This is a genomic window from Rhizobium sp. 01T417, from assembly GCF_056398905.1.
This window is the reverse complement of record NZ_JBFTQH010000004.1, coordinates 219,603-242,480: the sequence shown is the minus strand read 5'-3', so window position 1 is coordinate 242,480 and position 22,878 is coordinate 219,603. Positions and strand designations below refer to the sequence as shown.

Sequence of the window (22,878 nt, the reverse complement as noted above, 5' to 3'; positions counted from 1 at the left end):
CGTCAGTATCAATGGCATGTATGGGAGTTTTGGATATCATGGGTCTTGCTCGGTATGCAGACGGCGGCTTGTTCTCGCCCCGCAAGATCGCGCAAGCATTGCGCACGACCAGCGAGGAGATCGCGCTGACCGCTGGACTTGGCAAGGATGCCATCCAGCGTAAGGATCGCATTCGTTCCGACAAGACGCAGCGGCGACTACGCGAGGTCACAGAAATCATCAACAAGGTCGAGCCCCGGTTCGGTTCGGCTCTGATGGCTTATGCCTGGTATCGCTCGGAGCCCTTGTCGGGATTTTCCGGTTTGACGGCAATGCAACTGGTGCGTGATGGACGCGCGAACGACGTCCTTGACTACATCGATGCAGTCGATGCGGGCGTTCACGCCTGACTTGCCGATGCACTTTAAGGGCACCCTTTATCGCGCGCTCAACCCGATCTACGCGCAAGACGCTTTGTCCGGGCGTGGAGCGGAACTCTATGGCGGACGGTTCAACCGAAAAGGAACCCCGGCGCTCTATACGTCTCTGTCCGTAATTGCCGCGCTACGAGAGGCCAATCAGGTCGGCAGCTTGCAGCCGACCACGCTGGTATCTTACGACGCCGACATTGAGCGTGTTTTCGACTGCCGGGACGAGGTTGCTCTGCGAAGCGAAGGAATGGACGCCAGCATGCTTGCTGATCCGGCATGGCGCGATCAAATGAGGAAACACGGGGAGGCATTGACGCAGGCGTTCGCCCGCGCACTCAGCCAGGCGGGTTTTCACGGATTGCTAGTGAGGAGTTTTGCGCACGGGGCAACTGACAATGATCTCAACCTTGTCCTCTGGCAATGGAGCGCCGCGTTACCCAGTCGGGTGACGCTCATCGACGACGAACATCGTCTGTCGCCTTAGCTAGGGCCAGCTGATCGCAACCGCATTGGACGTCGCAACGTTCGATCGGGCTCAATAGCGGATCCGCCGCCAACCGGCTTCAGGTCTTCTGCCGCCCATAGAGCAAAAGCATGCTCACGATCACTACGCCGTAGATCAGCTGGCGACCCGCCTCTTCAATTTGCATTACCGAAAGGATCGACTGCAGTAGGGTAATAAGGATCACGCCTGCCACCGTACCGAGGTAGGTCCCTTTTCCACCAAGTACATGGGTTCCACCAAGGACCACGGCCGCGATTGACGGCAGAAGATAGGCGTCGCCCATCGATTGTGAGGCTTTTGACGCATAACCGGCCAGCAAGACTCCACCAAGTGCGCTGAGCGAACCCGAGATGACAAAGGCGATCATAGTAATACGCCGGGTGTCGATGCCCGACATATAGGCCGCCCGTTCGCGGTTTCCGATTGCATAGAGCGATCGACCGAAGGTCGTTCTGGTCAACAGGAAAACCGCCAGTATGCCAACGGCAAGCCAGACAAGAACGCCGTTGGGCACAGAGGGGATGGTGTATCCGGTCGCGAGAAATCGCATCGCCCGAGAGGCAGAATCCTGCGGCGAGAACCCGCCCGTGTAGACGACCATCAGTCCCTGCACGACGGCATTGGTCGCGAGCGTGATGATCATGGAGGGAATGCGCAGGTAGGCGACGGCAAGTCCGTTGACCAGACCAATCGCTGCCCCGCATGCAATTCCGAATGGAATTGCCAGGAGTGATCCGCCTGCGCCATAAGCTGTCGCAGCACAGGCCATCATCGCGCCAGCGGTCACTGTCCACGGAACGGACAGATCAATCTGCCCAAGCAGGATTACCATCATCATCCCCGTCGCGATCACGCCGAGGAAGGAGGCCACCTTCAACTGTTGCAGGAGGTAATCGGGCGAGAGAAAATTCGAAGAATAGATCGATCCGCCAAGCAGCAGGAGCAGGATGCAACCGAAGGCGATCGCCACCGCGGGATCTCTTCCCCGCAGCCGACGAGGAATTATTGAATGCCGCATGCCGAAAGCATCTTCGCTCATTGGAACCATTCCAGTCGATTGCGTACACGGGCCAGCCCGATCGAGCCAATGCCGATCGCCAGCATCAACACGATGCCCTGGAACAGAGGCTGCCAGAGTGGGTCGAGATCAAAAACGAAAAGAAGATCGCCGATCGTGCGGAAGGCAAGCGCCCCGAACACGGCGCCGACGGCACTGCCCTTGCCACCCGCCAGAGACACGCCTCCAAGGACAACTGCAGCAATCGAGTAGAGCGTGTAAGCATTGCCGCTCGCAAAGGCCGCCTCACCTGTATAGGAAAAGAAGGTGAGATAAAGTCCGCCCATGGCCGACAAGAGCCCCGCAAGGGCATAGGCCAGAAGCTTAGCCCGCTTGAGCGGCATGCCGGACATATAGGCAGCATACTCCGAAGACCCGGCGGCGTAGGCTGCGCGCCCATAAATCGATCTGCTGAACGGGATCCAGACCAACAGTATCGTGGCAGCGAGAACGATCAGGCTAGTGGGCAACACCCCGAACATCTTGGAGGTAAAGACGTCAGCAAGTGTCTCGTTAACGGAGCCGCCCGGCGTTGGCCGCAAAAGTAGCGCAAGCCCGAAAAAGATAGCACTGGTGGCGATGGTCGTCACGATCGGCTGCAGTCTGCCGAAGATGATGATCAGACCGTTCAAGGTGCCGCAGGCGAGACCTGCCGCCAGCACGGCGACGATGCCGAAGCCCGTCTGCAGTGGTGTGCCGACGACAAGCCAGGATGCGAGACAGTTGCACAGAACCAGAACCATCCCGGCCGAAAGGTCTATGCCCGCCGTGATCACCACGAGACATTGTGCCATCGCGACGAAGGCGAGGAGCGTTGCCTTGTTGGACGCTGTCTGCACAACGTTTGGTGTGAAGCCCGCTGGATGGTTGGAAACATAGATGACGAACATCACCACAAAGAGGGCCGCGGCAAGAAGCGTTCCTTTATGAAGCTCGTACCGGAATCGCCATTCACCGACCTTTCCCGTGTTCACAGTGTTGGCCCCCGCTCCACCTGTTTGGCAGCGATGTTCAACGCACTGCCGATCAACGCGCGTTCGTTGATATTGTCACCTTCAAGCATGCTGGCGATCGTGCCGTCGTACATCACAAGGACTCGATCACAGCAACCAATCAGCTCGTCGTAGTCGGTGGTATAGAAGATAATTGCCGCACCACCGTCCGCAAGCTTTCGCAGCAGCTGGTAGATCTCCTGTTTGGTCCCGACGTCGATGCCGCGTGTGGGATCGTTCAACAGTATGATCCGGGGCCGGTTCATCAGCCATTTGGCAATGACAACCTTCTGCTGGTTTCCACCGGACAGATTGCTGACCGGCATGTCGATGTTCGCCGCTTTGATGGCAAGGAGCTTCAAGAGTTCGCCAACGCAAGCGGCCTCCGCGCCGCGATCGATGACACCTTTCCGCGAAACACTGCCGAGGGCCGCTATCGAAAGATTCTCCCGCACTGTCATGGGCAGCATCAACCCCTCGGTCTTTCGATCTTCCGGGATGAGAGCTATGGAGGTTGCCTGCGACTTCGCCTCCTTGGGACTGGTCAATCGCAGACTGCGACCATCGATCCGCACGTCGCCCCTGACGTCGCGAAGCACGCCGAAAAGCGCCAGCAGGAGCTCGCGTTGACCCTGCCCGTCCAGGCCGCCCACGCCCACAATTTCGCCCGGGCGCGCATCGAATGTAATGTCAGTCAGACGGTCCCCCCAGCACAAGCCAGAGCAGGAAAGGACGGGCGGCCTCGAAATCTCGACGCCCGGCTTGGCTGGAAACACACTTTTGTATTCCCGACCGATCATCAGCTCAACAACCTGCTGATCGGTCTTTGTCCCGGCTTTGTAGGATTCGATGCTACGCCCGTTCCGGAACACGGTGCAGTCGTCGGCGAGTTCTGCAATTTCATGCATGCGATGCGAAATATAGACGAGCGCCAATCCCTCCGATCGCAGTCGCTTCAGGACACTGAAGACCTTGTCGACATCTGACTTGCTCAAGGCGGAGGTCGCCTCGTCCAGGATCATCAGCCGAGGGCTGCGCGCGAGAGCCTTGGCAATCTCGACCATTTGCCGACGGGAAAGCGGAAGGTCCTTGACCAGCGACGACGGATGAATGTCGAAGGCGCCGGCGCGCGAAAGCGCCTCCTCGGCGATCCGTCGCTGGGCGCCGCGGTCGATCATCCCAAAACGCGTGGGCGGATTGCTGATGACGATGTTGTCGGCGACCGAAAGGTCGGGAATGAGCGACAGCTCTTGAAAGACCGAAACGATCCCGGCCGCATTCGCCATCGCAGGCGACGAGAAAGATACCGCCTTGCCATCCAGCAGCATTCGGCCGTCGTCGGGTATCGTCACCCCGGCCATGATTTTGATCAGCGTCGATTTTCCTGCACCGTTCTCGCCGAGGACTGCATGGATCGCGCCGGGTCGAATTGCAATATCGGCCTCGTTGAGGGCTATGACGCCGCCGTAGCGTTTCGATATGCCTTCCATGCGCAACAGTGGTTCTGACAAGATCACCCTCCCATCGGGTGCATTTCGCCTGTGACTGCGAGCACGCATGCCCGCAGTCGATCCCATGGGCACTTGCTGCTATTGGTTTTCCTTGGTCTGCCCCATGATTTCTTGCGCGGTGAAATTGATGCCGCAAGTCGGGAAGGAGTTGCCGACGAAAAAGTTGTCGGACTGATCAGGGTAATAGTCCTGATCCTTCTTCAAGTCGGGATGCGACACGAGTGCCGTCGGCAACTTGACGGCTTGCGGGACGACCTGGCCCTCAAGAGCTGCGATGGCAGTCTTTATGGCGACAGCAACCTGAGCTGGCCCTGTCCCGGCTGACGAGCAAACTAGCCCCTCGCCCGCATGAGCGGCGCAGAGCTTTCGGAAGCCATTTTCGGTCTCGCCGCCGAACGGAACGAAGGGGTGCTTCGCGTCGATCATCGCCTGAACGACACCGGTGTCGCCACCCTGGGCGGTAATCCCGTCAAACGGTCCATTTGTCGCTATAGCATCTGCCGTCGCCTTCTGGGCAACGCCGTCATCCCATTTGCCGACGACTTCGGTCACGTCGAACTTCTTGCCGGAGGCTGCCAGTGTTTCCTTGATGCCATTATGGCGGTCGGTATCAACGGACGTGCCAGCGACACCCCTGACTTCCAAAATCTTGCCGCCGTTCGGCAGGTGTTTGACAAGCCACTCGGCCCAGGTGACACCAAGGCCCTTCTGATCGACGTTGACGTTGATCGCGTCTTTCGTGTCCAGGGTGTTGTCGAATGCTACGAGCACGACGCCAGCTTCCTTGGCTCTCTTGATCACGGGGCCAAAGGCTGTCGGGTTTTGAGCATTGACGACGATCGCATCATAGCCGGCGTCGATGAAGTTGTTGATCGCTGAAATCTGTGCCGGCACGTCCTCTCCGGTTGAGACAACCTTGAACTCCTTCAACTTCGCCTTGACGTCCGGTTGCGCCGCATAGGCCTTTGCGGTCTGGACCATCTGGATGCGCCATGTGTTGGCAATGTAGCCGTTGGCGAGCGCGATGCGGTAAGGACCTTCCTTTTTCGGATACTGCAGAAACTGAGTATCAGAAGCCCAAGGCGTCATGCAGCCTGGATCTGCTGCTGGTCCGTTCACAACTTTCGGTTCTGCATATGCAGCGCCGCACAACAGCGCAAGGATCGGTGCGGAAACTGCCGCAACGCGCGCAGAATTCGCTTTCACGTTTTTAAGCATGGATGTCCTCCTCCAGAGGCGGACGCAGCCGCCCTCCAATATTCTCAACCTCCAGTATTGTCATTGGTACGCTTGGTCCGAAAAGGCTCCACCCTGCCCTTTGCGGAACGATCGAAACGTTAACATACGTGACAGCGCTGTCAAATTCTATTTGATAGCGCTGTCATTTGTGGAGTATCACTTTGTTCTGCTTATTTCTCTCTGCTCTCTAACCTTTTGTATTTGGACAATGCTTTAATGCGCCGAATAACTCTCGACGATGTTGCGAGCCTGGCGGGTGTCAGCCCGATCACGGTTTCGCGCGTGCTCCGGAAGCCGGCCACGGTCTCGGAAACCTTGCGGCTGCGCGTTATCGAGGCCGTCGAAAAGTTGGGCTATGTGCCGAATGTGGCGGCAAGCAGACTTGCCTCGTCGCGCACCCACACGATCGGCGTGATCGTGCCGACGCTCTATAATGTGATCTTTGCTGAATACCTGTTTGCGCTGCACGAAGTTTTAGTCGCTGCAGGTTTCCAGGTCGTCGTGGTCAACAGCAGATACTCGGAAGTGGAGGAAGAGAATGCGATCAAGGCGCTCCTTGGTCAGCGGGTGGAAGCGATCATCATTGCAGGTATTCACCATACTGCACTGTCGCGCCAGCTTTTGGTCCAGGCGCGACTTCCGGTTGTGCAAACTTTCGAATTGTCCGACGATCCAATAGATCTCAACATCGGCATGTCACAGGAGCATGCGGGCCACATTGCGACCCGCCATCTCATTGATCGCGGCTTCCGACGGATTGCATTCCTGACAGGCAATCTCGACCATCGCGCCCAGTCACGCTTTGACGGGTATCACAATGCGATGCAGGAGGTAGGCCTGAAAAGTCTGGAAATGATTGCTCATAGACCGCGCCACAGTTCGGTGGCACTCGGATCCGAGCTCTTTGGCGAGATGGATGACCGCGGCGATCTCCCCGAGGCGATATTTTGTACGGACGACAACCTGGCTCTTGGTGCAATGCAGGAGTGCAGGAAGCGACGCATCCGCGTGCCGGATGATATTTCGATTATCGGTTTTCACGACCTCGAATTCTCAGCCTGCGCGGCACCGTCCCTTTCCTCGATCGCCACCCGCCGTTACGAAACCGGCAGGCTTGCTGCCGAGAAGGTTCTCCTGGCGCTCGATGCAGCAACAAGATCCGGACCCGAACAAATCGACATGGGATTCGCGCTTGTCGTGCGCGAAAGCACTTCTAGCGAACTTGTCTTCGCGAACCGGAATAGCAATTCGAGTGCCGACGCGATCAGGCCGACCAACGAGGGCGAGCAGCCCGACGATTGAATCGATGCAATATGCATCCTTAACGCCGTTTTCCGGTTTTGCAGGAGTCGGCCCGTTATAAGGGTTTTGGCTAATACTTATAACATTGACGGCAACTGATCGAACTATAAGGTTTTGGCAGAAACTTATAACGGCAATCCAAGCGGACTTGCCAACGAGACAAGATCATCCATTGAGGCACGGGGCAAATATGGCCTGAAAGATGTGCCCCCGCGAAGAACGAGTGGCAACCGATAGAGGCGCTCTACATCCGCAACATGCCAGCTCGTTATAAGGTCGGTTCGTTATAGGGTTGGCTGGGACTATAACTCGAGCTCCCCAGGTGTGAGGGGACATCGCCACGCAGGAAGAGCGAGGCGATGCTCAACCTTGTGTTAATGAAGAGCACCAGCCGTGGGCGCGTTGACATATGTGACAGGCGCTCCGGGAAACCGAGCAATCAATATCCGGGTCAGTTCCTCCTGAGTGCGATGACCGCGATTGAAGAGGTCGACTGCCGCGCTGCAGATTACTTCCGACGTTCTGTCATCTGGTTTGGCCCTGTAATGCCGGTACCAGGATTGAACGGACAGTGAGAGCACGGCCAAATCGGCTTCGAGGATACTCGAGACTAGCATTCCTTACCTCCCCTCAGAATTACACGAGCTGCTCGGCCAGAACCTGTGCGAGCATCTCCAGGCTCAGGCCAGTTCGAGTGACGACCGCCAAGGCGCGCCGGGGCGCTCATTGCGACGTGATGGTCTGTCGTCCGTCGTTCGCAAGATGCGCAACAATCGCGCGCCGGATTTCGCTAATCGTATCGAAGACCATGTTGTCCAGATCAATGACGCTGAACCGGACAGCGATGAACTTCAGACGAGTTTCTACGGGAACAGCGATCCCGACTTCCTGACCATTGAAAACGACAGCCTGTTTCTGCATGACAAACCCCGAGGCACACACCATCGTGCGTCCCATAAGCAATTTTCGGTGATGGATTTACGACGGGTCAGACCGATGGTGCGGCTCGATATCGGGTTGAAACGCGATGGCGCACCCGCTGCACAATTGCGAATAAAGAAACGCTCGGACGCAATGTCTTATCCTCCTCAAGCGTCGTCAACCAACACTGAGTACAAGTACCAAATTTTGATGTTGGGCACCTCTCCCAGAACAAAACCTATTCGAGAAAAGTCAGATAAGCAACTGAAATAGTGTAATTTTTAGCGCGTTGAATTATATGATAATTGCCGCAACTGCGAAGCAGAAAATGACGTACGTGCGTCCAAGTGCGGTGGCAATATTGTCGGGGCGGCCGTACGTGTCACCGCGTCGCCGAGCGAAACTGCTTCCTGAGGGCGCGACGCGGATTGAGCTCCCGAAGGCTCCCGCAGTCTTGCGGATCGCCGGCAACTTGTGCTGAGCTAAAATGCAGACGCATCTACCAGTATTGACGAAAGTCACCCGTGGCTGACTGTAGCAGTGTGAGCGGATATCGGCCGGGGTGATGGACAAGCGCCGTCATGTTGATTGGCCGGTCCCGCTCGTCAAAGGCGATTTGATCGACAGTGAGCACGGCCGAAGGTGACGGGAGTTCGAGCATCGCAGCTTCGGCTGGATCCGCAAGTCGCGCACTGAGTGTCGTTTGCCCCCGCCGTGGCTGGATGCCGTAGACTTCGCGCAGCTCGGCATAGAGCGAGCGATTTGCGACCGTCCAGTCCATGCCGGTCAATCCCGGCGCGCGGGAGGCCGCTATCCAGTCGGTCTGGAGGACGACCGGCACGCCGTCAAGTAGCCGCAGGCGCGCCAGCACGATCACATCCGATCCGGGAGGCAAGAGCAGCGGCCGGGTGATGTCAAGAGACGCCTTTACGACCTCCATCGCAAGAAGGCGATGTCCGGGCACGCGACCACTTGCCAGGGCGGTGCTCGTAAAGCTCCTGAGGACCTCGAGTTCAAATCCTCCTCCATTTTCCGCAACATACAAGCCCTTGCCCGGCTGACTTTGGACAACGCCCTGGCGGATCAGTTCGCGCACCGCATGGCGCACCGTGATGCGACTAACATCGTAAAGTGAAACGAGTTCACGTTCGGAGGGCAGCTTGCCGCGCAATGGCACCTTCCCTTCCCGGATCGTAGCCAGCAAGTCTTCGTAGACCTGCTGATGAAGCGGACGAGGGTCGGCCCGATCGATTGCCGCATGCCTCTTTGTCGCTGCCACCGGTTCACGGGTTTTCACGTTGCGTTCGCTCCCTTAGTCGGTGCTGGTATTTGCTTTTGCATCTTTGCCCACAAGGGACACAAGAGTCCAGTTGACATGACTGGTCATAACCAGTCCTACTAGGCTCAGGAACCAGAGAGTTCCGCACCGCTCAAGTGTGATAAAGACAGGAACAGCTCATGTTGAAGAAATGCCTTACTGCAGTTGCAGTCTATGCCGGCCTATGGGCCAGTGCCGCGCATGCGGAAAGCATCTCCGTATTCTGCGCACCAACCGAATTCGAACTTTGCACCAAGGTTGCCGACGCCTGGAAGACAAAGACAGGCAACGAAGCAAAAATTAACAAGATGCCGGCTCTCCTCGACGACGCGATCCCGCTCTATCAGCAATTGCTGGCGGCAAAGTCCAAGGATATCGACGTCCTGTTTCTCGACGTCATCTGGCTCGGGATGTTCAAGGCCAACCTGCTTGATTTGAAAACCATGATTCCTGCGGCCGATCAGGACAAGCATTTCACTTCTACGCTCAACGCTGCCAAGCTGGACGGCAACCTGGTCGCGATGCCTGCCTACATGGACGTCGGCCTGATGTTCTACCGCAAGGATCTCCTGGAAAAGTATGGCAAGCAGCCTCCAAAGACCTGGGATGAGCTTGCTGCGACCGCAAAGGAAATCCAGGACAAGGAGCGCGCCGCCGGCAATGCCAAGATGTGGGGCTACGCCTGGCAGGCAAAGAGTTATGAGGGCCTGACCTGCGATGCGATCGAACTCATTGCATCAAATGGCGGCGGCACGATCATATCCGACGACGGCAAGGTTACGATCAACACGCCGCAAGCCGCCGAAGCGATCGAGAAGGCCAGAGGCTGGATCGGTTCGATCAGCCCGGAAGGCGTTCTGAACTACGATGAAGAAGCGTCACGGGCAGTTTTTGAATCCGGCGACGCGGTATTCCATCGCAATTGGCCCTATGTCTGGGGTACATCGCACAAGGAAGGCAGCTCGATCATCGACAAGGTTGGCGTCATGCCGCTTCCGGTTGGCAAGGAAGGCCAGAAGTCCAGCGGCTGCCTGGGTCCCATGTATTATGGCGTCTCGAAATACAGCGCCAAACCTGAGGTCGCAGCCGACTTTGTGAACTTCATCACCGGTCCGGAGATGCAGAAGATGCGTGCCGTGGAGGCGACCCTCAACCCTTCGATCCAGTCGCTTTATAGCGATCCGGAGGTGCTGGAAAAAATTCCATTCCTGAAAGACAACCAGCAAGCCTTCGCCGATAGTGCGGTCCGTCCGTCCGGCTACACCGGCACCAGCTACAACCGTGTCTCTCAGGCCTTCTATCGCGCCACCCATGACGTGCTGTCGGGCAGTGGCGATGCCAAGGACAGCTATGCATCGCTGGCCAAGCGCCTGGAAAAGCTCAAAGAGAGCCGCTGATTGAAGCAAGATTGCGGGAGCCTCAGCTCCCGCAACCTGTGCAGCCGGCGCTCTGTGCCGGTCGAGCCCCCATGCGCAAGCCAAGGTGAAAGATGGCATCGGTTTCGATGGAGTCCGTTTCGAAGAGTTTCGGAACACACAGTGTCATTCATGATGTAGACTTGAAGATCGACGATGGTGAATTCGTTGTCTTTGTAGGCCCCTCCGGATGCGGAAAATCCACGCTGCTGCGCATCGTGGCGGGCCTGATCTCAGCCTCGTCTGGAACGGTCAAGATTGGTGGCGACGATGTCACCGATGTCCCCGCTTCGAAGCGCGGTGTTGCCTTTGTTTTTCAATCCTATGCGCTCTACCCGCATATGACGGTGGCGCGCAACATTGGTTTCGCACTCGAGACCATGGGGATCCGACGCGATGCGATTGCTCAAAAGGTGCAACAGGTCGCGCGTATGCTCAAGGTTGACCATCTCTTGAGCCGGAGACCGAGAGAATTGTCCGGAGGTCAGCGCCAGCGCGTGGCGATTGGACGGGCATTGGTGCGGCAACCCGAGATTTTCCTGTTCGACGAGCCGCTTTCCAATCTGGATGCGGACCTGAGAATGGAAATGCGCATGGAGATCGCCAAGCTTCATGATGATCTCAAGACGACGATGATCTACGTCACGCACGATCAATCAGAAGCCATGACGCTGGCAGACCGGATTGTTGTCCTCAATCACGGCAGAATAGAACAGATCGGCACACCTTCGGAGCTGTATCGTCAGCCCGGCAATCGGTTTGTTGCGGGTTTTATCGGCAGTCCGCGCATGAACTTCCTTGCCGTCGAGACACGGGCAGCGCATGACGATGAGCACATCGTCGGCCCGGGCGGCCTGGCAATTGGGCAATCGCCAAGCGATGCAATTCCGGTTGCCGAGATAGGCATTCGGCCGGAGGCGTTGCGCCTGGTACCAACGGGAACCGGGCGTCTCGATTGTATGCTCGAGCGGGTCGAAGACCTCGGACACGAACACTTCGCCTATTGCCGGGTGGGGAGCGGCACACTCTGGGTTGTTCGCCTGCCCGCGGCACCAAACCCCGACGCGATCGGCAAGCCGGCTGCACTGACTTTCGACGACCATTCGCTGTTTTTTTTCGCCGCCGACGGCACACGACTTTTGCCGTCGGCCGAACCATTCGGCGTCAGGAGCGCTCTATCATGAGTGCACGCCTTGCCCGCCGCGATCACCTTGCTGCCTGGCTCTTCCTCGTGCCGGTCATTGCCTCAATGCTGCTTGTCGCCGTATGGCCGTTAGGACGGACATTCTTCTTCGCCTTTACGGACGCCTTTCTCGACGATCCCAGCGTCTACTCCATGGTCGGCATCGACAACCTCATCGAGGTTTTCAATGACCACAGCTGGTGGCTTGCCGTCAGGAACACACTGACCTTCACGGTCATCTCGGTGGCAATTGAAACTGCGCTGGGATTGGCTATCGCTCTTCTTATCAACGAGGCCATACCAGGCCGGGGTCTTGCGCGCGCTGCGATCCTTGTCCCGTGGGCCATTCCGGTCGTGGTGTCCACCAAGATCTGGGAATGGATGTTGAACGACCAGTTCGGTGTCATCAACAAGCTACTGGAAGCCCTTGGGTTCATCGACCACGGTGTGGCATGGACTGCGAGTGGTTCGCTGATCATGGGGGTGGTCATTTTCATTGACGTATGGATGACGACCCCTTTCATGGTTTTGCTCATTCTCGCGGGCCTGCAGATGATCTCCCAGGAAATCTTCGAAGCCGCCGAAGTGGACGGCATTCCGGCCTGGAAACGCTTCTGGTCGATCACCCTCCCGATGCTGCGACCCGCGATCGGAGTTGCCGTGTTGTTTCGCACGCTCGATGCCCTGCGCATGTTCGACCTTTCCTACGTTCTGGCGGCCAGCAATGAAAAGGTCATGACAGTGTCGATCTACGCACGCGACCGTCTGATCAGCTTCCAGGAACTCGGTGTCGGCTCCGCGGCTTCGACCTGGGTTTTCCTGCTGGTTGCGCTCGTCGCGATCATCATCATCGGTGCCTTGCGCCTCGACAGGGCAGCGGGGCATTGATCATGACTGACCTTTCTCTTGTACGCCCGGCCCGAAAGTCGAGCGCCTATTACAGGGGCCGGCGCCAGGTGTTGCGGGTGCTGCAAATCCTTGCCCTATCACTGGTGCTGATCTACACGCTGTTTCCCTATTACTGGGCCTTCGTTTCGTCGACGAAACAGGGCGCAGCACTCTACCGTTCGGTCCTGCTGCCAGCGCTCGACTTTACCTATTACCGGGAGTTGATCAACAACCCGGTGTTCATCGGATCACTCCTGAACTCCGCCTATGTCGCCGTAGCGACGACCTGCCTGTCCCTTGTGATCGGTATCAGTGCGGCCTATGCGCTCGGACGCATCGACTTTCCGCAGCGTCGGGCCGTTTTGATGATTATCCTGATGATCTCGATCTTTCCGCAGGTGGTCGTGCTTTCGGGCATGTTTGAGCTCATCAACTGGCTCGGGCTCTTCAACCGTCCAAGCGCGCTCATTCTGACATACCTTCTGTCAACGGTGCCGTTTACGACGTGGATTCTCACAACCTTCATTCGCGAGTTCCCGCGCGAGTTGGAGGAGGCCGCGATCGTTGATGGTTGTTCGCACCTTCGTATCCTCCTGAAGATACTGCTGCCGCTGATGGGACCGTCACTTGCAAGCACCGGCATCCTCGCCTTCATTCTTGCATGGAACGAATTCCTCTTTGCCTTGACTTTCACGCTGACGGACGAAAATCGCACCGTGCCGGTCGCGATCGGATTGATCGCCGGCACCAACCGTTACGAATATCCCTTCGGACAGATCATGGCTGCCTCGGTGACTGTCACGTTGCCGCTGATCGCGGTCGTGCTCATCTTCCAGCGGCGCATCGTTGCGGGGCTGACGGCCGGTGCCGTGAAGGGATGACGATAAAGGGACCAATCACATGGATATGCTTGTCAAGCTATACGATCTCAAACCGGACACCTCCCTCGATGCGAAAATGGAACGGCTAGGTGTCACGATCCGTCGCGTCTTGCCGCCTGAACTGAAGGCTTTGACCGATTGGATTACGCCCCGCTTTGGAGCCGGGTGGTCTTGCGAAGCGACCACGGCCGCAATGCGGCAGCCGCCGACGTGCTTCATCGCAATCCAGAACGGAAGACTGATCGGCTTTGCCTGCCACGACGCCACGGCAAAGGGCTTCTTCGGCCCGACTGGCGTCGATAGTGCAGTCCGTGGCCAGGGGGTTGGCCATGCGCTGCTTTTGACGACGTTACTCGATATGTATGCACAAGGGTATGCCTACGGCGTCATCGGTGGCGCAGGACCCATGGACTTCTACGGCAGAAGCGTTGGCGCCGTTCCGATCGAAGGATCCGTCCCCGGAATATACAGGGGCATGTTGGCCGAGGCAGAGCCAGATGAAATCTCGCAATCGCATGGCCAACCTTCATAGATGCGCGTCCAGAGTCCTTGAGCGGCTCATGCAAGCCAGGGTGTGGGCCGCCCCAAGGTTACGTGAACTCCCTTGAACTGCGAATATTCGTCGAAGCCATAGCGGCCAAGCTCGCGTCCCAGTCCGCTCTTTTTGTAGCCCCCGACCGGCAGCTCCGGTGTTCCGTCGATAACGCTGTTGATCCAGCAGCGACCAGCGCGAATGCGGCGGATACTTTGCAGCGCGTTTTCGAGGTTGGTTGACCAGACGCTCGCTGACAGGCCGAATTCGGTACTGTTGGCAAGTGCGATAGCCTCTTCGGCTGTCTTGAAGGTCAGTGTTGAAAGCACGGGCCCAAAAATCTCCTCACGAGCGATCGACATGTCCGGTTTGACGCCTGCAAAGACCGTCGGCGGGTAATACAGTCCAGTCCCCTTGCCTACCCTTTCGCCGCCAAGAAGAAGTTCCGCGCCGGAGGCAATCCCTGCCTCGACGTAAGCATGCACCTTTTGTGCATGCGCCTCCGAAATCATCGCGCCGATCTTGGTGCGCTCGTTCAACGGATCCCCGAACGTGACCTTCCGTGAAATGCCGAGCAACCGATCCATCAAGGCATCCCGGATATCCTCCTGAACCAGCAGCCGGCTCCCTGAAATGCAGCATTGGCCGGCATTGTGATAGACGCCGTAAGCGATCCCGTCGGCCGCCGCATCGAGATCCGCATCGGCAAAGACAATCTGCGGCCCCTTGCCCCCAAGCTCCAGCCCCACCCGCTTGACGCTACGCGCGGCGATTTCGCCGAGCTTCGTGCCAACGCGCAGGGAACCAGTGAACGCCACCACGTCGATGCCTGGATCCTCCGCGAGAGCCTGGCCAGCCGGATCGCCAAAGCCTGTGACAACATTGAAGACCCCGTCCGGAATGCCAGCTTCGCGCGCAAGTTCCGCCATGCGGACCGACGTGCCGGAGGTGAATTCAGATGGTTTCAGGACGACCGTGCACCCAGCGCCGATCGCCCATGGCACGCGCTCCGAGGCAATGATGAAGGGGAAGTTCCATGGCGTGATGATGCCAACGACGCCTGCCGGTTCGCGCAAGACGAGACCAAGCCGGTCGTCGCCAATATTGTTGTGCGACTGTCCCTCAAGCGCCCGGGCCTGGCCAGCTGCATAGGACCACAGATCCGCGCAAAATCCGATCTCGCCCCGAGCCTGGACGATTGGCTTGCCGACCTCGAGGCTCTCGATCAGCGCAAGTTCTTCCTGGTGGGCAAGAATGAGATCCGCCACCTTGAACATCAGTCGCGACCGCTCGGCGCCCGACATGCGCGGCCAAGGACCGGTGTCAAACGCCCGCCGCGCTGCTGCGATTGCCAAGCGAACGTCGTCCGCCGACGCATCCGGCCATGTTGCGACCACGATACCGGCATGGCCGGGGCTCACCCGATCGATGGTCTTGCCCGTGGCAGCATCAGCAGACTTGCCATCAACGAGCATGCGGTAACGATATCTGGATCCCAGCCGCGGATCACTGGAATCAGGCACGATAAAGTTAGACAGCATCATTTCTCCCCGACCAGACATCACGGTCGGCCTTTTCGTCCACTTCCGGTCTTCAATGACCGGACGCATTCGTTTAGGTCGTATGGTGCAGCATGGAATGGCCCCGCTGGTCTAGTCCTGACGTGCAACCACCGGCAGCGAGCCCTCGTCGTGCAGGCGGCCTTCAGTCTGTCGAGCTGCTGCCACGAGGCGGCGCTGTGCCCGGATCGCATGCCATTGCTGGTCGATAAGGACGCCGATGAGGATCACGCCACCCATCACGGCAAAGTTCAACGACGACGGGATGCCGAGCAAGTTCACAAGGTTCTGCAATTCCTGAAGCAAGACTGTACCAAGCACGACACCGACGATCGATCCCTCGCCGCCGCGCAGCGAAAACCCGCCAAGCACGGCAGCGGCGATCGCATAGAGCTCGTAAAACTGTCCATGGCTCGCCGGTGAGATCGAGCGTGTATACATGGCAAAATAGATCGCCGAGAGCGCCGTGAGCAATCCGCAGATGACATAGGCCGACATGATCATTCGGCCGGTGCGGATGCCTGAATAACGGGCCGCTTCCTCGTTCTTGCCGATTGCGTAAAGATAGCGCCCGAAGACGGAGCGGTGCAACACCACCCACATGACCACCGTGATGATGACGAGCGCAATGAAGGTGTTGGGAACACCATAGAAGCGGCCCGCGGTCAGGAATTCGAGGTCGGGGAAATTCTGGCCGAAGGCAAATCCCGCCGTCCCGTCGGCAGTATAGAAGCGCGCGGCGCCACGATAGATCAGCAAGCCGCACAAGGTGACGACAAAGGGTTGCAGATTGAGCCTGGTAATCAGCCAGCCATGAATGGCACCGATGACCGCGCCAAGCACGAGGATGAGCGGCAGCGCCAACATCCAGGACATGTCCTGGACAGCAATGAAATCGATGAAAAGGACGCCAAGAAGCGCGACGAGCGAACCCACGGAAAGCTCGATGCCGCCGGTAATGATGACAAAGGCCTGGCCGATCGAAAGGATGCCAAACAGTCCGATCAGGTTGGCGGTGTTCGCCAGATTGATCGGCAGCAGGAAGCGCGGATTGATGATGGCGACGACGATGCCGACGACGACAATCAAAAGCAGCAGTCCAAGGTCTTTCTTGATCATTCGAGATCCGTTCCCCGATACCTATGATGGCCGCAGCCGCTATTTTACTCTCTTGCCGACGGCAAGCAAAAGGACGCTTTCCTGGCTGAAGTCATCCTCTTCCAAAATCCCGGCGATCTGGCCCTCATGCATGACGGCGATGCGGTCAGATACGCCGATCACCTCTTCCATGTCGCTTGAGATCATCAGGATGGCGACGCCAGCATCGGCAAGGGCCCGCATCAGCCCGTAAATCTCATTCTTCGCCCCGATATCGATGCCGCGCGTTGGCTCGTCGAAGATCATCACCTTCGGGTTCATCGATAGCCATTTGGCAAGCACCACCTTCTGCTGATTGCCGCCCGACAGAGTGCCGGTCCGGGTCGAAACCGAGGGCGCCTTGATGCCGAGGCGAATGCGCTGCTTTTCGGCCGCCGCCGCTTCGCGGTCGGCAGACAGCATGTGGCGGTTGGCAAGATTTGGAAGGTCGGCAAGGGTAATGTTCTGGGCAATCGGGAAATCAAGAAGAATTCCGTTGCGCTTGCGATCCTCCGGCACCAGGAAAATCCCGCGAGCCACGGCATCACGCGCGGAGCCGACCGCGATTTGCTGTCCGTCCTGCAGAATGGCTCCGCCGTAACTCCGGTCAATGCCGAAGAGCACCCTTGCAAGCTCGGTGCGCCCCGAGCCAACAAGGCCGGCAAGTCCGAGGATTTCTCCATACCTGATGGCCAGATCGACAGGGCGGGACGGATAGGCCTCGGTGCGCACGCCGCTTGCCGTCAGCGCAACCGAGCCGGGCGCGCGTTGCGGTTTGGCGGTGCGCGCCGCAAGCACCCGGCCAATCATCAGCTTGACCATCTGGTCGTGGCCGATCTCGGCCTTTGCAAGCGTACCGACGAGCGTGCCATCGCGTAGCACGACCACGCGGTCGGCGACGCGCTCGACCTCGTGGAGGCGATGCGAGATGAAAATCACGCTGATGCCATCTGCTTTCAGCGACTTGATGATGCTCAAAAGCCGCTCGGTTTCGGCCAAAGGAAGGCTGGATGTAGGCTCATCGAAGATGACGAGCCTCGCGTTGATCGACAATGCCTTGGCGATTTCCACCATCTGCTGCTCGGCAAGCGAAAGCGACGCCACGGGGGTGTCGGCGGAAAAATGCGCCCCCACGCGCTTCAGGAGCGGCCTTACCATCTCCCTCAGTCGATCACGATCGACGAGCTTGAGAGGCCCGGCCTTCAGAGGTTCGCGGCCCAGGAAGATATTGGCGGCGACGTCGAGGTTTTCGAAGAGATTGAGTTCCTGGTGGACGAAGGCGATGCCGGACGAGATGCTCGATTCGACGGTTAGCGAACGAAGCTCCGCCCCGTCGAGCAGGATCGTGCCCCGGTCGGGCGCGATCACGCCGCCGAGGATCTTCATGAGCGTCGATTTTCCTGCCCCGTTCTCGCCGACGAGGCCGATCACCTCGCCCGGCATGATGTCCATTGACAGGCCGTCAAGTGCGACGACGCCCGGATAAGTCTTGCCCACACCGGAAAGCGAAAGGAACGGTGTCGCGGGCGCGTCCGGTGACGGGATATCGGAGCTGTGGTTCATCGCCTGTCCATGGCTGCTAATGCTGTCGGCACGAAACGTCACTCGCGGCGGCGACTGGCGCCACCGCCGCAAGGAAGGTTTACTTGCCGGCCATGGCCTTCAGGTTGGCAGCATACTTGTCGACATCATCCTTGCCGATGATGACCGTCGGGATGATGATCAGACCGTTGGCTGGAACGCCAGACTTGTCGCCCTTGAGATAGGCTGCCATCAGCTTCATGCCCTGATAGGCCCATTCGAACGGCTGCTGCACGACGGTCGCCGCAATTGTGCCTTCCTTGACGCCACCAAGCGTGATCGGATCGTCATCAAAGCCGACGACGGTGATCTGGCCGAGCTTGCCTGCGTCACGCAGCGCCTCATAGATGCGTGGCGTGTTGTAGGAATAGAAGCCGACCATGCAGGTCACGTCCGGGCTGGCAACCAGCGCATCCTCGACGTTCTTCTTGGCACGGGTCTGGTCGATGTCGTCGCCGCGAACGTCCGTCAGCTCGATCTTTGTCCCCTTCAGCCCGTCCTTCATGCCCTGGATGCGTTCCTTGGCATTATCGGCGCCGAGAAGTCCGACGAAGCCGATGCACTTGCCGCCATCAGGCATTGCCTTCTTGGCGATTTCAGCGGCCTGCTTGCCAGCATCAACGTTGGACGAGCCGATATAGGCGACACGGTTGGTCTGGGGCGCGTCGCTGTCGGTGGTAAAGAGTGCAGTCTGCGAACCGATCTTGTTCAGGCCGTCCGTCTGGGTCTTAGGATCGACGGCGGAAACCATGACGCCTTTGACACCAGCGCTCACAAGGTCTTCCATCAGGCGCTGTTGAACGGCGACTGACGCCTGTTCAGGATATTTCAGCTGCATGTCGTAGTCTGGCATCTCGCCCTGAGCCTTCTTCACGCCGGCCTCAGCAGCCTTCCAGAAGTCGGAAGCCCCGTTGACGACGAACGCGAGCGTGGGCTTGTCGGCAGCATGGGACACCGCCACAGGCGCGGCACTCAGCATCAATCCGGCGAAAAACAAGGCAGCATTGCGTTTCAGCTGATTCATAATACACCTCCCGAAGGGCCGCAGTAGCAAGGGCCCGATTGCAACTTGCGGCCGGCCGGATGCGCGCCCCCTCCTAGGGCGGTCGCGAAGCGACGAATGGCATAGGGTTCCGATCGCTCCATGACGGTATACAAGAATTTTAATTAGTAAATAGTATTATCAATGCAGATCAAAACATTTCATAGAATGGCAGCGGGAATTGCATTTTTGCGTTCGGATATGGCCACCAGCGGCGTACAAGTATGTCACTTCATGCGATTGCTAACGCGAACTGATCAGTGGTAATATTAATTACCAATGCTGCGCAAGCATACACCTTGACCAATATGGGTAACGGACCTCCACGGATGCGAAAAACCAAGATCTTGGACGAGCACGAGCCCGCGGCAATGAAGCCTGCACGCAACCGAAAGGCTTCTCGCCCCGAGCGCGTGACAATGATGGATATTGCCAAGGCGGCCGGTTGCTCGCAGGCGGCCGTTTCCTTCGTGCTCAACAACACGCCCGGCACCCGCATCTCGCAGTTGACCCGCGAGCGCGTGTTTGAGGCAGCGCGGGCACTTGGCTATATGGGAGCGACATATGCAACGCCGACCTCTTACTCGGGCCTGGACAATGTGATCGGGTTTGCCGTCGACCAGCTCGCGACCAGCCCGGAAGCGATCGTTGCGATTGAAGGCGCGCGGCAAGCCTCATGGAACGCCGGCAATGTCCTGTTGGTGACGCAAACGCTCAGCGATCCCGTCATGGAGCCGAAGGCAATAAACGCGTTGACGAGCGGCGGCATATCGGCGCTCATCTACATGACGATCTATACGCGCGAGGTTGAGCTTCCCGCCTATTTTTACAAGCTCAACATCCCGACGGTGCTGCTCAACTGTTATACGGCGGATTACGCCTTTCCCTGCGTTGTGCCGAGCGAGATTGCGGGAGGACAGAGTTCCACCCGGCATCTGATCGCGCATGGACACCATCGCATTGCCACGATCACCGGCGAAATCTGGATGCAGGCTGCGCAGGATCGTCTTACCGGATATCGCCGCGCGCTTGCGACAGCCGATATTCCCTTCGATCCCGAGCTGGTCATCGAAGGCGACTGGTCGGCCAGCGCCGGCTATGCTGCAACAATGAAGCTGCTGGCTTTGAAGGAGCCACCAACAGCGATCTTCTGCCAGAATGACAGAACTGCGATCGGGTGCTACGAAGCCCTCAAGGATGCGGGTCTTCGCATTCCCCAGGACATGTCGGTTGTGGGTTACGACGACGAAGACATATCGCGACATCTCGTTCCCCCGCTGACGACGTCTGTCCTTCCCCATCTCGCCATGGGCCAATGGTCGATCGAACATCTCAATCCGGAAAGCCTTCCTGGCAAGAAGCGGTATCCGATTACGAAGCTCGAATGCTCTCTCGTCAAACGTCACTCTGTCGCGGGACCTCCGGTCAAAAGGCCAAAAATCCACCACAGCGAGCAAAATGCGCAATAGAGCAGTCGGCGGTGCAATCCCAGCGAATGTGATCAGCTACGTTCACCCATTCACATAGGCTCCTCATCGAGGCGGTTATTGCGAGACGACAGCCGCGGAATCCCCCGGTTTGACCAACCCTGGAAAGTGGCGGGCGATGAGGATGCCATCCATCTTCGCGACGAGCTCGACAGGCGCTTCGCCGGTAGGGGCAAGTTCCTGTCCGGTTATGGACTGTCTGCCGGTCCCGGTCCGGATCCCGCTTCGCCGTTGCCGATCTCGACCGGTTGAAACAGGCTCCCAATCTCGTCGCCGACACCACCACTTAAGCCGCACACCAACATCGTCAGGTTTCCGGCTCAGGCCCGCCAGCGCAGCAGCCTGGCTTCTGCCGCACCGGCGAGCCTGTTAAGTGAAAACCCGACAAGGCCGAGAATGATGACGCCGACCATGACCAGTGCCATGTCGAAGCGCTCGCGTCCAGCAATGACCAGACCGCCGATGCCTGGGCCGACCGCAAGAAAATACTCCGCGCCGACGGTCGCCAGCCACGAATAGATGAGGCCGAGATGGATGCCGGTGGCGATCGCCGGGAGAGCTGACGGCAGGTAAATCCTGGCAACGCGCTGCCAGGGTCGAAACCGCAGCGCCCGACCGACCTCCACCAGCTCTGAAGGCGCGTCCTTGATTCCGTCATAGGTGTTGAGGGCGATGGGAATGAAAGCTGCAAGAGCGACAAAGACCACCTTCGCCTGCTCGCCGAAACCGAACCACACCGAAATGAGCGGTATCCATGCAAGCAGGGAAATTTGCTTCAGGCCGTTGAAGGTCGGCATGACCAACCTGTCTCCGATCCTCGTCACGGCAACGAGCGTGCCGAAACTGACGCCGAGGATGCAGCCAATCAGAAAACCTGCGATATTGCGCAACAGACTGGCTGCGAGCTGGCCCGTCAGACCATTGTCGATGATCTCGCGCTTGGCGGTCAGGACGACATCTTCGATCCCCGGCAGAAAGCGGGGATCAACGAGCCCGAGGCGGCTGGAGGCCTCCCACACGGCGAGGAGAAGAAGAGGAAGGGTGAGGCCACGTCTTATACGGACAAGCCTCGTTGACGCTTCGGCCATCGTCAAAGTCCTTCTTTCTTCCAGCGCTGGATAAAGACCTCGACGCCATTCAGGCCCTTGTCCATGGTAACGCCTATGAGGCCGATCACGATCATCGCGATGATCACGGTATCAAGCCAGAACATCTGTCTTCCCCACACGAGCAGGTAGCCGAGCCCTTCGGATGACGCCAGGAGTTCGACCCCGACAAGCGAAGTCCATGCGTGCGTAAGGCCATAGCGGATACCGGTGAAAATGGAAGGAATAGCGCCTGGCAGGACGATCAGGCGGAGCGTTTGCCACCGGCTGAAACGCAGTGCCTTGCCGACTTCCACGTATTTGCCGGGAACACTTCGGATGCCGGAGAAGGTATTGAGCGTGATCGGCACAAGAGCGCCCTTGGCGATGATGATGATCTTCAGTGTCTCCTCGATGCCGACCAGCAGCATCAGAAGCGGGATCCATCCAAGCGTCGGGATCTGTGCGAAGGCTAGGAACGTCGGCTTAATATAGTCTTCCAGGCGCTGAGACAGGCCCATGGCGATGCCGAGACCCAATCCCAACCCCGCGCCGATGGTGAAGCCGAAGACAACGCGGCGCAAGCTGACTGCGGCATGGTAAAGCAGCTCCCCGCTCATGATCATGTCACCGGCGGTCTGCAGTACATAGGACGGCGCCGGAAGGATCTGCTCCGGCAGCCAGCCTCTCGCGGAGGCGAGCCACCAGAGGGCAATCAGCAACACGGGAAGAAGCAAGGCCGAGAGCGAAGAGAACCGTCCCTTGAAAAACCTGCGCGCGTTCGGGATGCCGTCATCACCGGCGATTTCAAGAGGGATTGCCATCAGCCTGCT

21 protein-coding genes and 1 pseudogene are annotated in these 22,878 nt (G+C 58.3%); 9 read left to right on the top strand and 13 right to left on the bottom strand.

The window, feature by feature from the left end; all coding sequences use genetic code 11:
- Positions 1-38 precede the first annotated feature (38 nt).
- Both AC1DPR_RS06680 and AC1DPR_RS06675 read left to right on the top strand, forming a co-directional pair.
- Entirely contained in the window at positions 39-389 is a 351-nt protein-coding gene (locus AC1DPR_RS06680) for an antitoxin Xre/MbcA/ParS toxin-binding domain-containing protein (RefSeq protein ID WP_026371577.1), read from the top strand.
- Between the two features lie 7 nt (positions 390-396).
- A complete protein-coding gene (locus AC1DPR_RS06675) occupies positions 397-894 on the top strand; it encodes an RES family NAD+ phosphorylase (protein WP_477816023.1) in 498 nt (165 codons plus the stop codon).
- 79 nt (positions 895-973) lie between these two features.
- Here AC1DPR_RS06675 and AC1DPR_RS06670 read toward each other — a convergent pair whose 3' ends face one another.
- The 4 genes from AC1DPR_RS06670 to AC1DPR_RS06655 form a co-directional block, all read right to left on the bottom strand.
- On the bottom strand, positions 974-1,954 hold the full coding sequence (locus AC1DPR_RS06670) for an ABC transporter permease (RefSeq protein WP_477815971.1): 981 nt from the start codon (positions 1,952-1,954) through the stop codon (positions 974-976).
- On the bottom strand, positions 1,951-2,946 hold the full coding sequence (locus AC1DPR_RS06665; protein WP_477815970.1) for an ABC transporter permease: 996 nt from the start codon (positions 2,944-2,946) through the stop codon (positions 1,951-1,953). Before AC1DPR_RS06665 ends, AC1DPR_RS06670 begins: the two co-directional genes overlap by 4 nt.
- Positions 2,943-4,481, bottom strand: a complete 1,539-nt coding sequence (locus AC1DPR_RS06660) for a sugar ABC transporter ATP-binding protein (protein ID WP_477815969.1) — start codon at positions 4,479-4,481, stop codon at positions 2,943-2,945. Before AC1DPR_RS06660 ends, AC1DPR_RS06665 begins: the two co-directional genes overlap by 4 nt.
- 72 nt (positions 4,482-4,553) lie before the next feature.
- Entirely contained in the window at positions 4,554-5,693 is a 1,140-nt protein-coding gene (locus tag AC1DPR_RS06655; RefSeq protein WP_018855660.1) for a sugar ABC transporter substrate-binding protein, read from the bottom strand.
- A 237-nt stretch (positions 5,694-5,930) separates the two neighbouring features.
- Here AC1DPR_RS06655 and AC1DPR_RS06650 point away from each other — a divergent pair, with 237 nt between their 5' ends.
- Positions 5,931-7,016 carry a LacI family DNA-binding transcriptional regulator gene (locus AC1DPR_RS06650; protein WP_477815968.1) on the top strand — a complete coding sequence of 362 codons (1,086 nt, stop codon included), beginning with the start codon at positions 5,931-5,933 and terminating at the stop codon, positions 7,014-7,016.
- Between the two features lie 723 nt (positions 7,017-7,739).
- Here the strand turns inward: AC1DPR_RS06650 and AC1DPR_RS06645 are convergent.
- Together AC1DPR_RS06645 and AC1DPR_RS06640 are read right to left on the bottom strand one after the other, a co-directional pair.
- Complete coding sequence (locus AC1DPR_RS06645) at positions 7,740-7,937, bottom strand: hypothetical protein (RefSeq protein ID WP_062369951.1); 198 nt, start codon at positions 7,935-7,937, stop codon at positions 7,740-7,742.
- Positions 7,938-8,436: 499 nt separating this feature from the next.
- Entirely contained in the window at positions 8,437-9,216 is a 780-nt protein-coding gene (locus AC1DPR_RS06640) for a GntR family transcriptional regulator (RefSeq protein WP_018855655.1), read from the bottom strand.
- A gap of 179 nt (positions 9,217-9,395) precedes the next feature.
- Here AC1DPR_RS06640 and AC1DPR_RS06635 point away from each other — a divergent pair, with 179 nt between their 5' ends.
- From AC1DPR_RS06635 to AC1DPR_RS06615, 5 genes are all read left to right on the top strand, one after another.
- On the top strand, positions 9,396-10,652 hold the full coding sequence (locus tag AC1DPR_RS06635) for an ABC transporter substrate-binding protein (RefSeq protein WP_018855654.1): 1,257 nt from the start codon (positions 9,396-9,398) through the stop codon (positions 10,650-10,652).
- A 92-nt stretch (positions 10,653-10,744) separates the two neighbouring features.
- Entirely contained in the window at positions 10,745-11,854 is a 1,110-nt protein-coding gene (locus AC1DPR_RS06630; protein ID WP_018855653.1) for an ABC transporter ATP-binding protein, read from the top strand.
- The gene (locus tag AC1DPR_RS06625) at positions 11,851-12,741 is read left to right on the top strand and encodes a carbohydrate ABC transporter permease (protein ID WP_018855652.1); all 891 of its coding nucleotides are present in this window, start codon (positions 11,851-11,853) and stop codon (positions 12,739-12,741) included. Before AC1DPR_RS06630 ends, AC1DPR_RS06625 begins: the two co-directional genes overlap by 4 nt.
- Before the next feature lie 2 nt (positions 12,742-12,743).
- Positions 12,744-13,622, top strand: a complete 879-nt coding sequence (locus AC1DPR_RS06620; RefSeq protein ID WP_112645714.1) for an ABC transporter permease subunit — start codon at positions 12,744-12,746, stop codon at positions 13,620-13,622.
- A 19-nt stretch (positions 13,623-13,641) separates the two neighbouring features.
- On the top strand, positions 13,642-14,154 hold the full coding sequence (locus AC1DPR_RS06615) for a GNAT family N-acetyltransferase (protein WP_477815967.1): 513 nt from the start codon (positions 13,642-13,644) through the stop codon (positions 14,152-14,154).
- Between the two features lie 26 nt (positions 14,155-14,180).
- Here the strand turns inward: AC1DPR_RS06615 and AC1DPR_RS06610 are convergent, their stop codons facing one another.
- The 4 genes from AC1DPR_RS06610 to AC1DPR_RS06595 all read right to left on the bottom strand — a co-directional run bounded on the left by AC1DPR_RS06610 (position 14,181) and on the right by AC1DPR_RS06595 (position 19,455).
- Positions 14,181-15,695: an aldehyde dehydrogenase family protein gene (locus tag AC1DPR_RS06610; protein WP_477815966.1), complete on the bottom strand. Its 1,515-nt coding sequence runs from the start codon at positions 15,693-15,695 to the stop codon at positions 14,181-14,183.
- A gap of 111 nt (positions 15,696-15,806) precedes the next feature.
- Positions 15,807-16,832, bottom strand: a complete 1,026-nt coding sequence (locus tag AC1DPR_RS06605; protein WP_018855648.1) for an ABC transporter permease — start codon at positions 16,830-16,832, stop codon at positions 15,807-15,809.
- Positions 16,833-16,871: 39 nt separating this feature from the next.
- Positions 16,872-18,413: a sugar ABC transporter ATP-binding protein gene (locus AC1DPR_RS06600; RefSeq protein ID WP_477815965.1), complete on the bottom strand. Its 1,542-nt coding sequence runs from the start codon at positions 18,411-18,413 to the stop codon at positions 16,872-16,874.
- Between the two features lie 79 nt (positions 18,414-18,492).
- A complete protein-coding gene (locus tag AC1DPR_RS06595) occupies positions 18,493-19,455 on the bottom strand; it encodes a sugar-binding protein (RefSeq protein WP_025658530.1) in 963 nt (320 codons plus the stop codon).
- Between the two features lie 389 nt (positions 19,456-19,844).
- Here AC1DPR_RS06595 and AC1DPR_RS06590 point away from each other — a divergent pair, with 389 nt between their 5' ends.
- Positions 19,845-20,942: a LacI family DNA-binding transcriptional regulator gene (locus AC1DPR_RS06590; protein WP_026371571.1), complete on the top strand. Its 1,098-nt coding sequence runs from the start codon at positions 19,845-19,847 to the stop codon at positions 20,940-20,942.
- A gap of 75 nt (positions 20,943-21,017) precedes the next feature.
- On the opposite strand, the pseudogene AC1DPR_RS06585 reads toward AC1DPR_RS06590, so the two are convergent.
- From AC1DPR_RS06585 to AC1DPR_RS06575, 3 genes and pseudogenes are all read right to left on the bottom strand, one after another.
- Positions 21,018-21,128 (bottom strand): annotated as a pseudogene (locus tag AC1DPR_RS06585) (N-alpha-acetyl diaminobutyric acid deacetylase DoeB); the annotation flags it as partial.
- Between the two features lie 152 nt (positions 21,129-21,280).
- Positions 21,281-22,048, bottom strand: a complete 768-nt coding sequence (locus tag AC1DPR_RS06580) for an ABC transporter permease (protein ID WP_018855643.1) — start codon at positions 22,046-22,048, stop codon at positions 21,281-21,283.
- A gap of 2 nt (positions 22,049-22,050) precedes the next feature.
- A complete protein-coding gene (locus AC1DPR_RS06575; protein WP_477815964.1) occupies positions 22,051-22,869 on the bottom strand; it encodes an ABC transporter permease in 819 nt (272 codons plus the stop codon).
- Between the last annotated feature and the right edge of the window lie 9 nt (positions 22,870-22,878).

Excerpts from the sequence above, each read along its gene's own strand:
- AC1DPR_RS06680 (WP_026371577.1), top strand. The coding sequence starts at position 39 with ATGGGTCTTGCTCGGTATGCAGACGGCGGCTTGTTCTCGCCCCGCAAG.
- AC1DPR_RS06675 (WP_477816023.1), top strand. The coding sequence starts at position 397 with ATGCACTTTAAGGGCACCCTTTATCGCGCGCTCAACCCGATCTACGCG.
- AC1DPR_RS06670 (WP_477815971.1), bottom strand. The coding sequence starts at position 1,954 with ATGAGCGAAGATGCTTTCGGCATGCGGCATTCAATAATTCCTCGTCGG.
- AC1DPR_RS06655 (WP_018855660.1), bottom strand. The coding sequence starts at position 5,693 with ATGCTTAAAAACGTGAAAGCGAATTCTGCGCGCGTTGCGGCAGTTTCC.
- AC1DPR_RS06650 (WP_477815968.1), top strand. The coding sequence starts at position 5,931 with ATGCGCCGAATAACTCTCGACGATGTTGCGAGCCTGGCGGGTGTCAGC.
- AC1DPR_RS06645 (WP_062369951.1), bottom strand. The coding sequence starts at position 7,937 with ATGCAGAAACAGGCTGTCGTTTTCAATGGTCAGGAAGTCGGGATCGCT.
- AC1DPR_RS06635 (WP_018855654.1), top strand. The coding sequence starts at position 9,396 with ATGTTGAAGAAATGCCTTACTGCAGTTGCAGTCTATGCCGGCCTATGG.
- AC1DPR_RS06630 (WP_018855653.1), top strand. The coding sequence starts at position 10,745 with ATGGCATCGGTTTCGATGGAGTCCGTTTCGAAGAGTTTCGGAACACAC.
- AC1DPR_RS06625 (WP_018855652.1), top strand. The coding sequence starts at position 11,851 with ATGAGTGCACGCCTTGCCCGCCGCGATCACCTTGCTGCCTGGCTCTTC.
- AC1DPR_RS06620 (WP_112645714.1), top strand. The coding sequence starts at position 12,744 with ATGACTGACCTTTCTCTTGTACGCCCGGCCCGAAAGTCGAGCGCCTAT.
- AC1DPR_RS06615 (WP_477815967.1), top strand. The coding sequence starts at position 13,642 with ATGGATATGCTTGTCAAGCTATACGATCTCAAACCGGACACCTCCCTC.
- AC1DPR_RS06610 (WP_477815966.1), bottom strand. The coding sequence starts at position 15,695 with ATGCTGTCTAACTTTATCGTGCCTGATTCCAGTGATCCGCGGCTGGGA.
- AC1DPR_RS06605 (WP_018855648.1), bottom strand. The coding sequence starts at position 16,832 with ATGATCAAGAAAGACCTTGGACTGCTGCTTTTGATTGTCGTCGTCGGC.
- AC1DPR_RS06600 (WP_477815965.1), bottom strand. The coding sequence starts at position 18,413 with ATGAACCACAGCTCCGATATCCCGTCACCGGACGCGCCCGCGACACCG.
- AC1DPR_RS06595 (WP_025658530.1), bottom strand. The coding sequence starts at position 19,455 with ATGAATCAGCTGAAACGCAATGCTGCCTTGTTTTTCGCCGGATTGATG.
- AC1DPR_RS06590 (WP_026371571.1), top strand. The coding sequence starts at position 19,845 with ATGAAGCCTGCACGCAACCGAAAGGCTTCTCGCCCCGAGCGCGTGACA.
- AC1DPR_RS06580 (WP_018855643.1), bottom strand. The coding sequence starts at position 22,048 with ATGGCCGAAGCGTCAACGAGGCTTGTCCGTATAAGACGTGGCCTCACC.
- AC1DPR_RS06575 (WP_477815964.1), bottom strand. The coding sequence starts at position 22,869 with ATGGCAATCCCTCTTGAAATCGCCGGTGATGACGGCATCCCGAACGCG.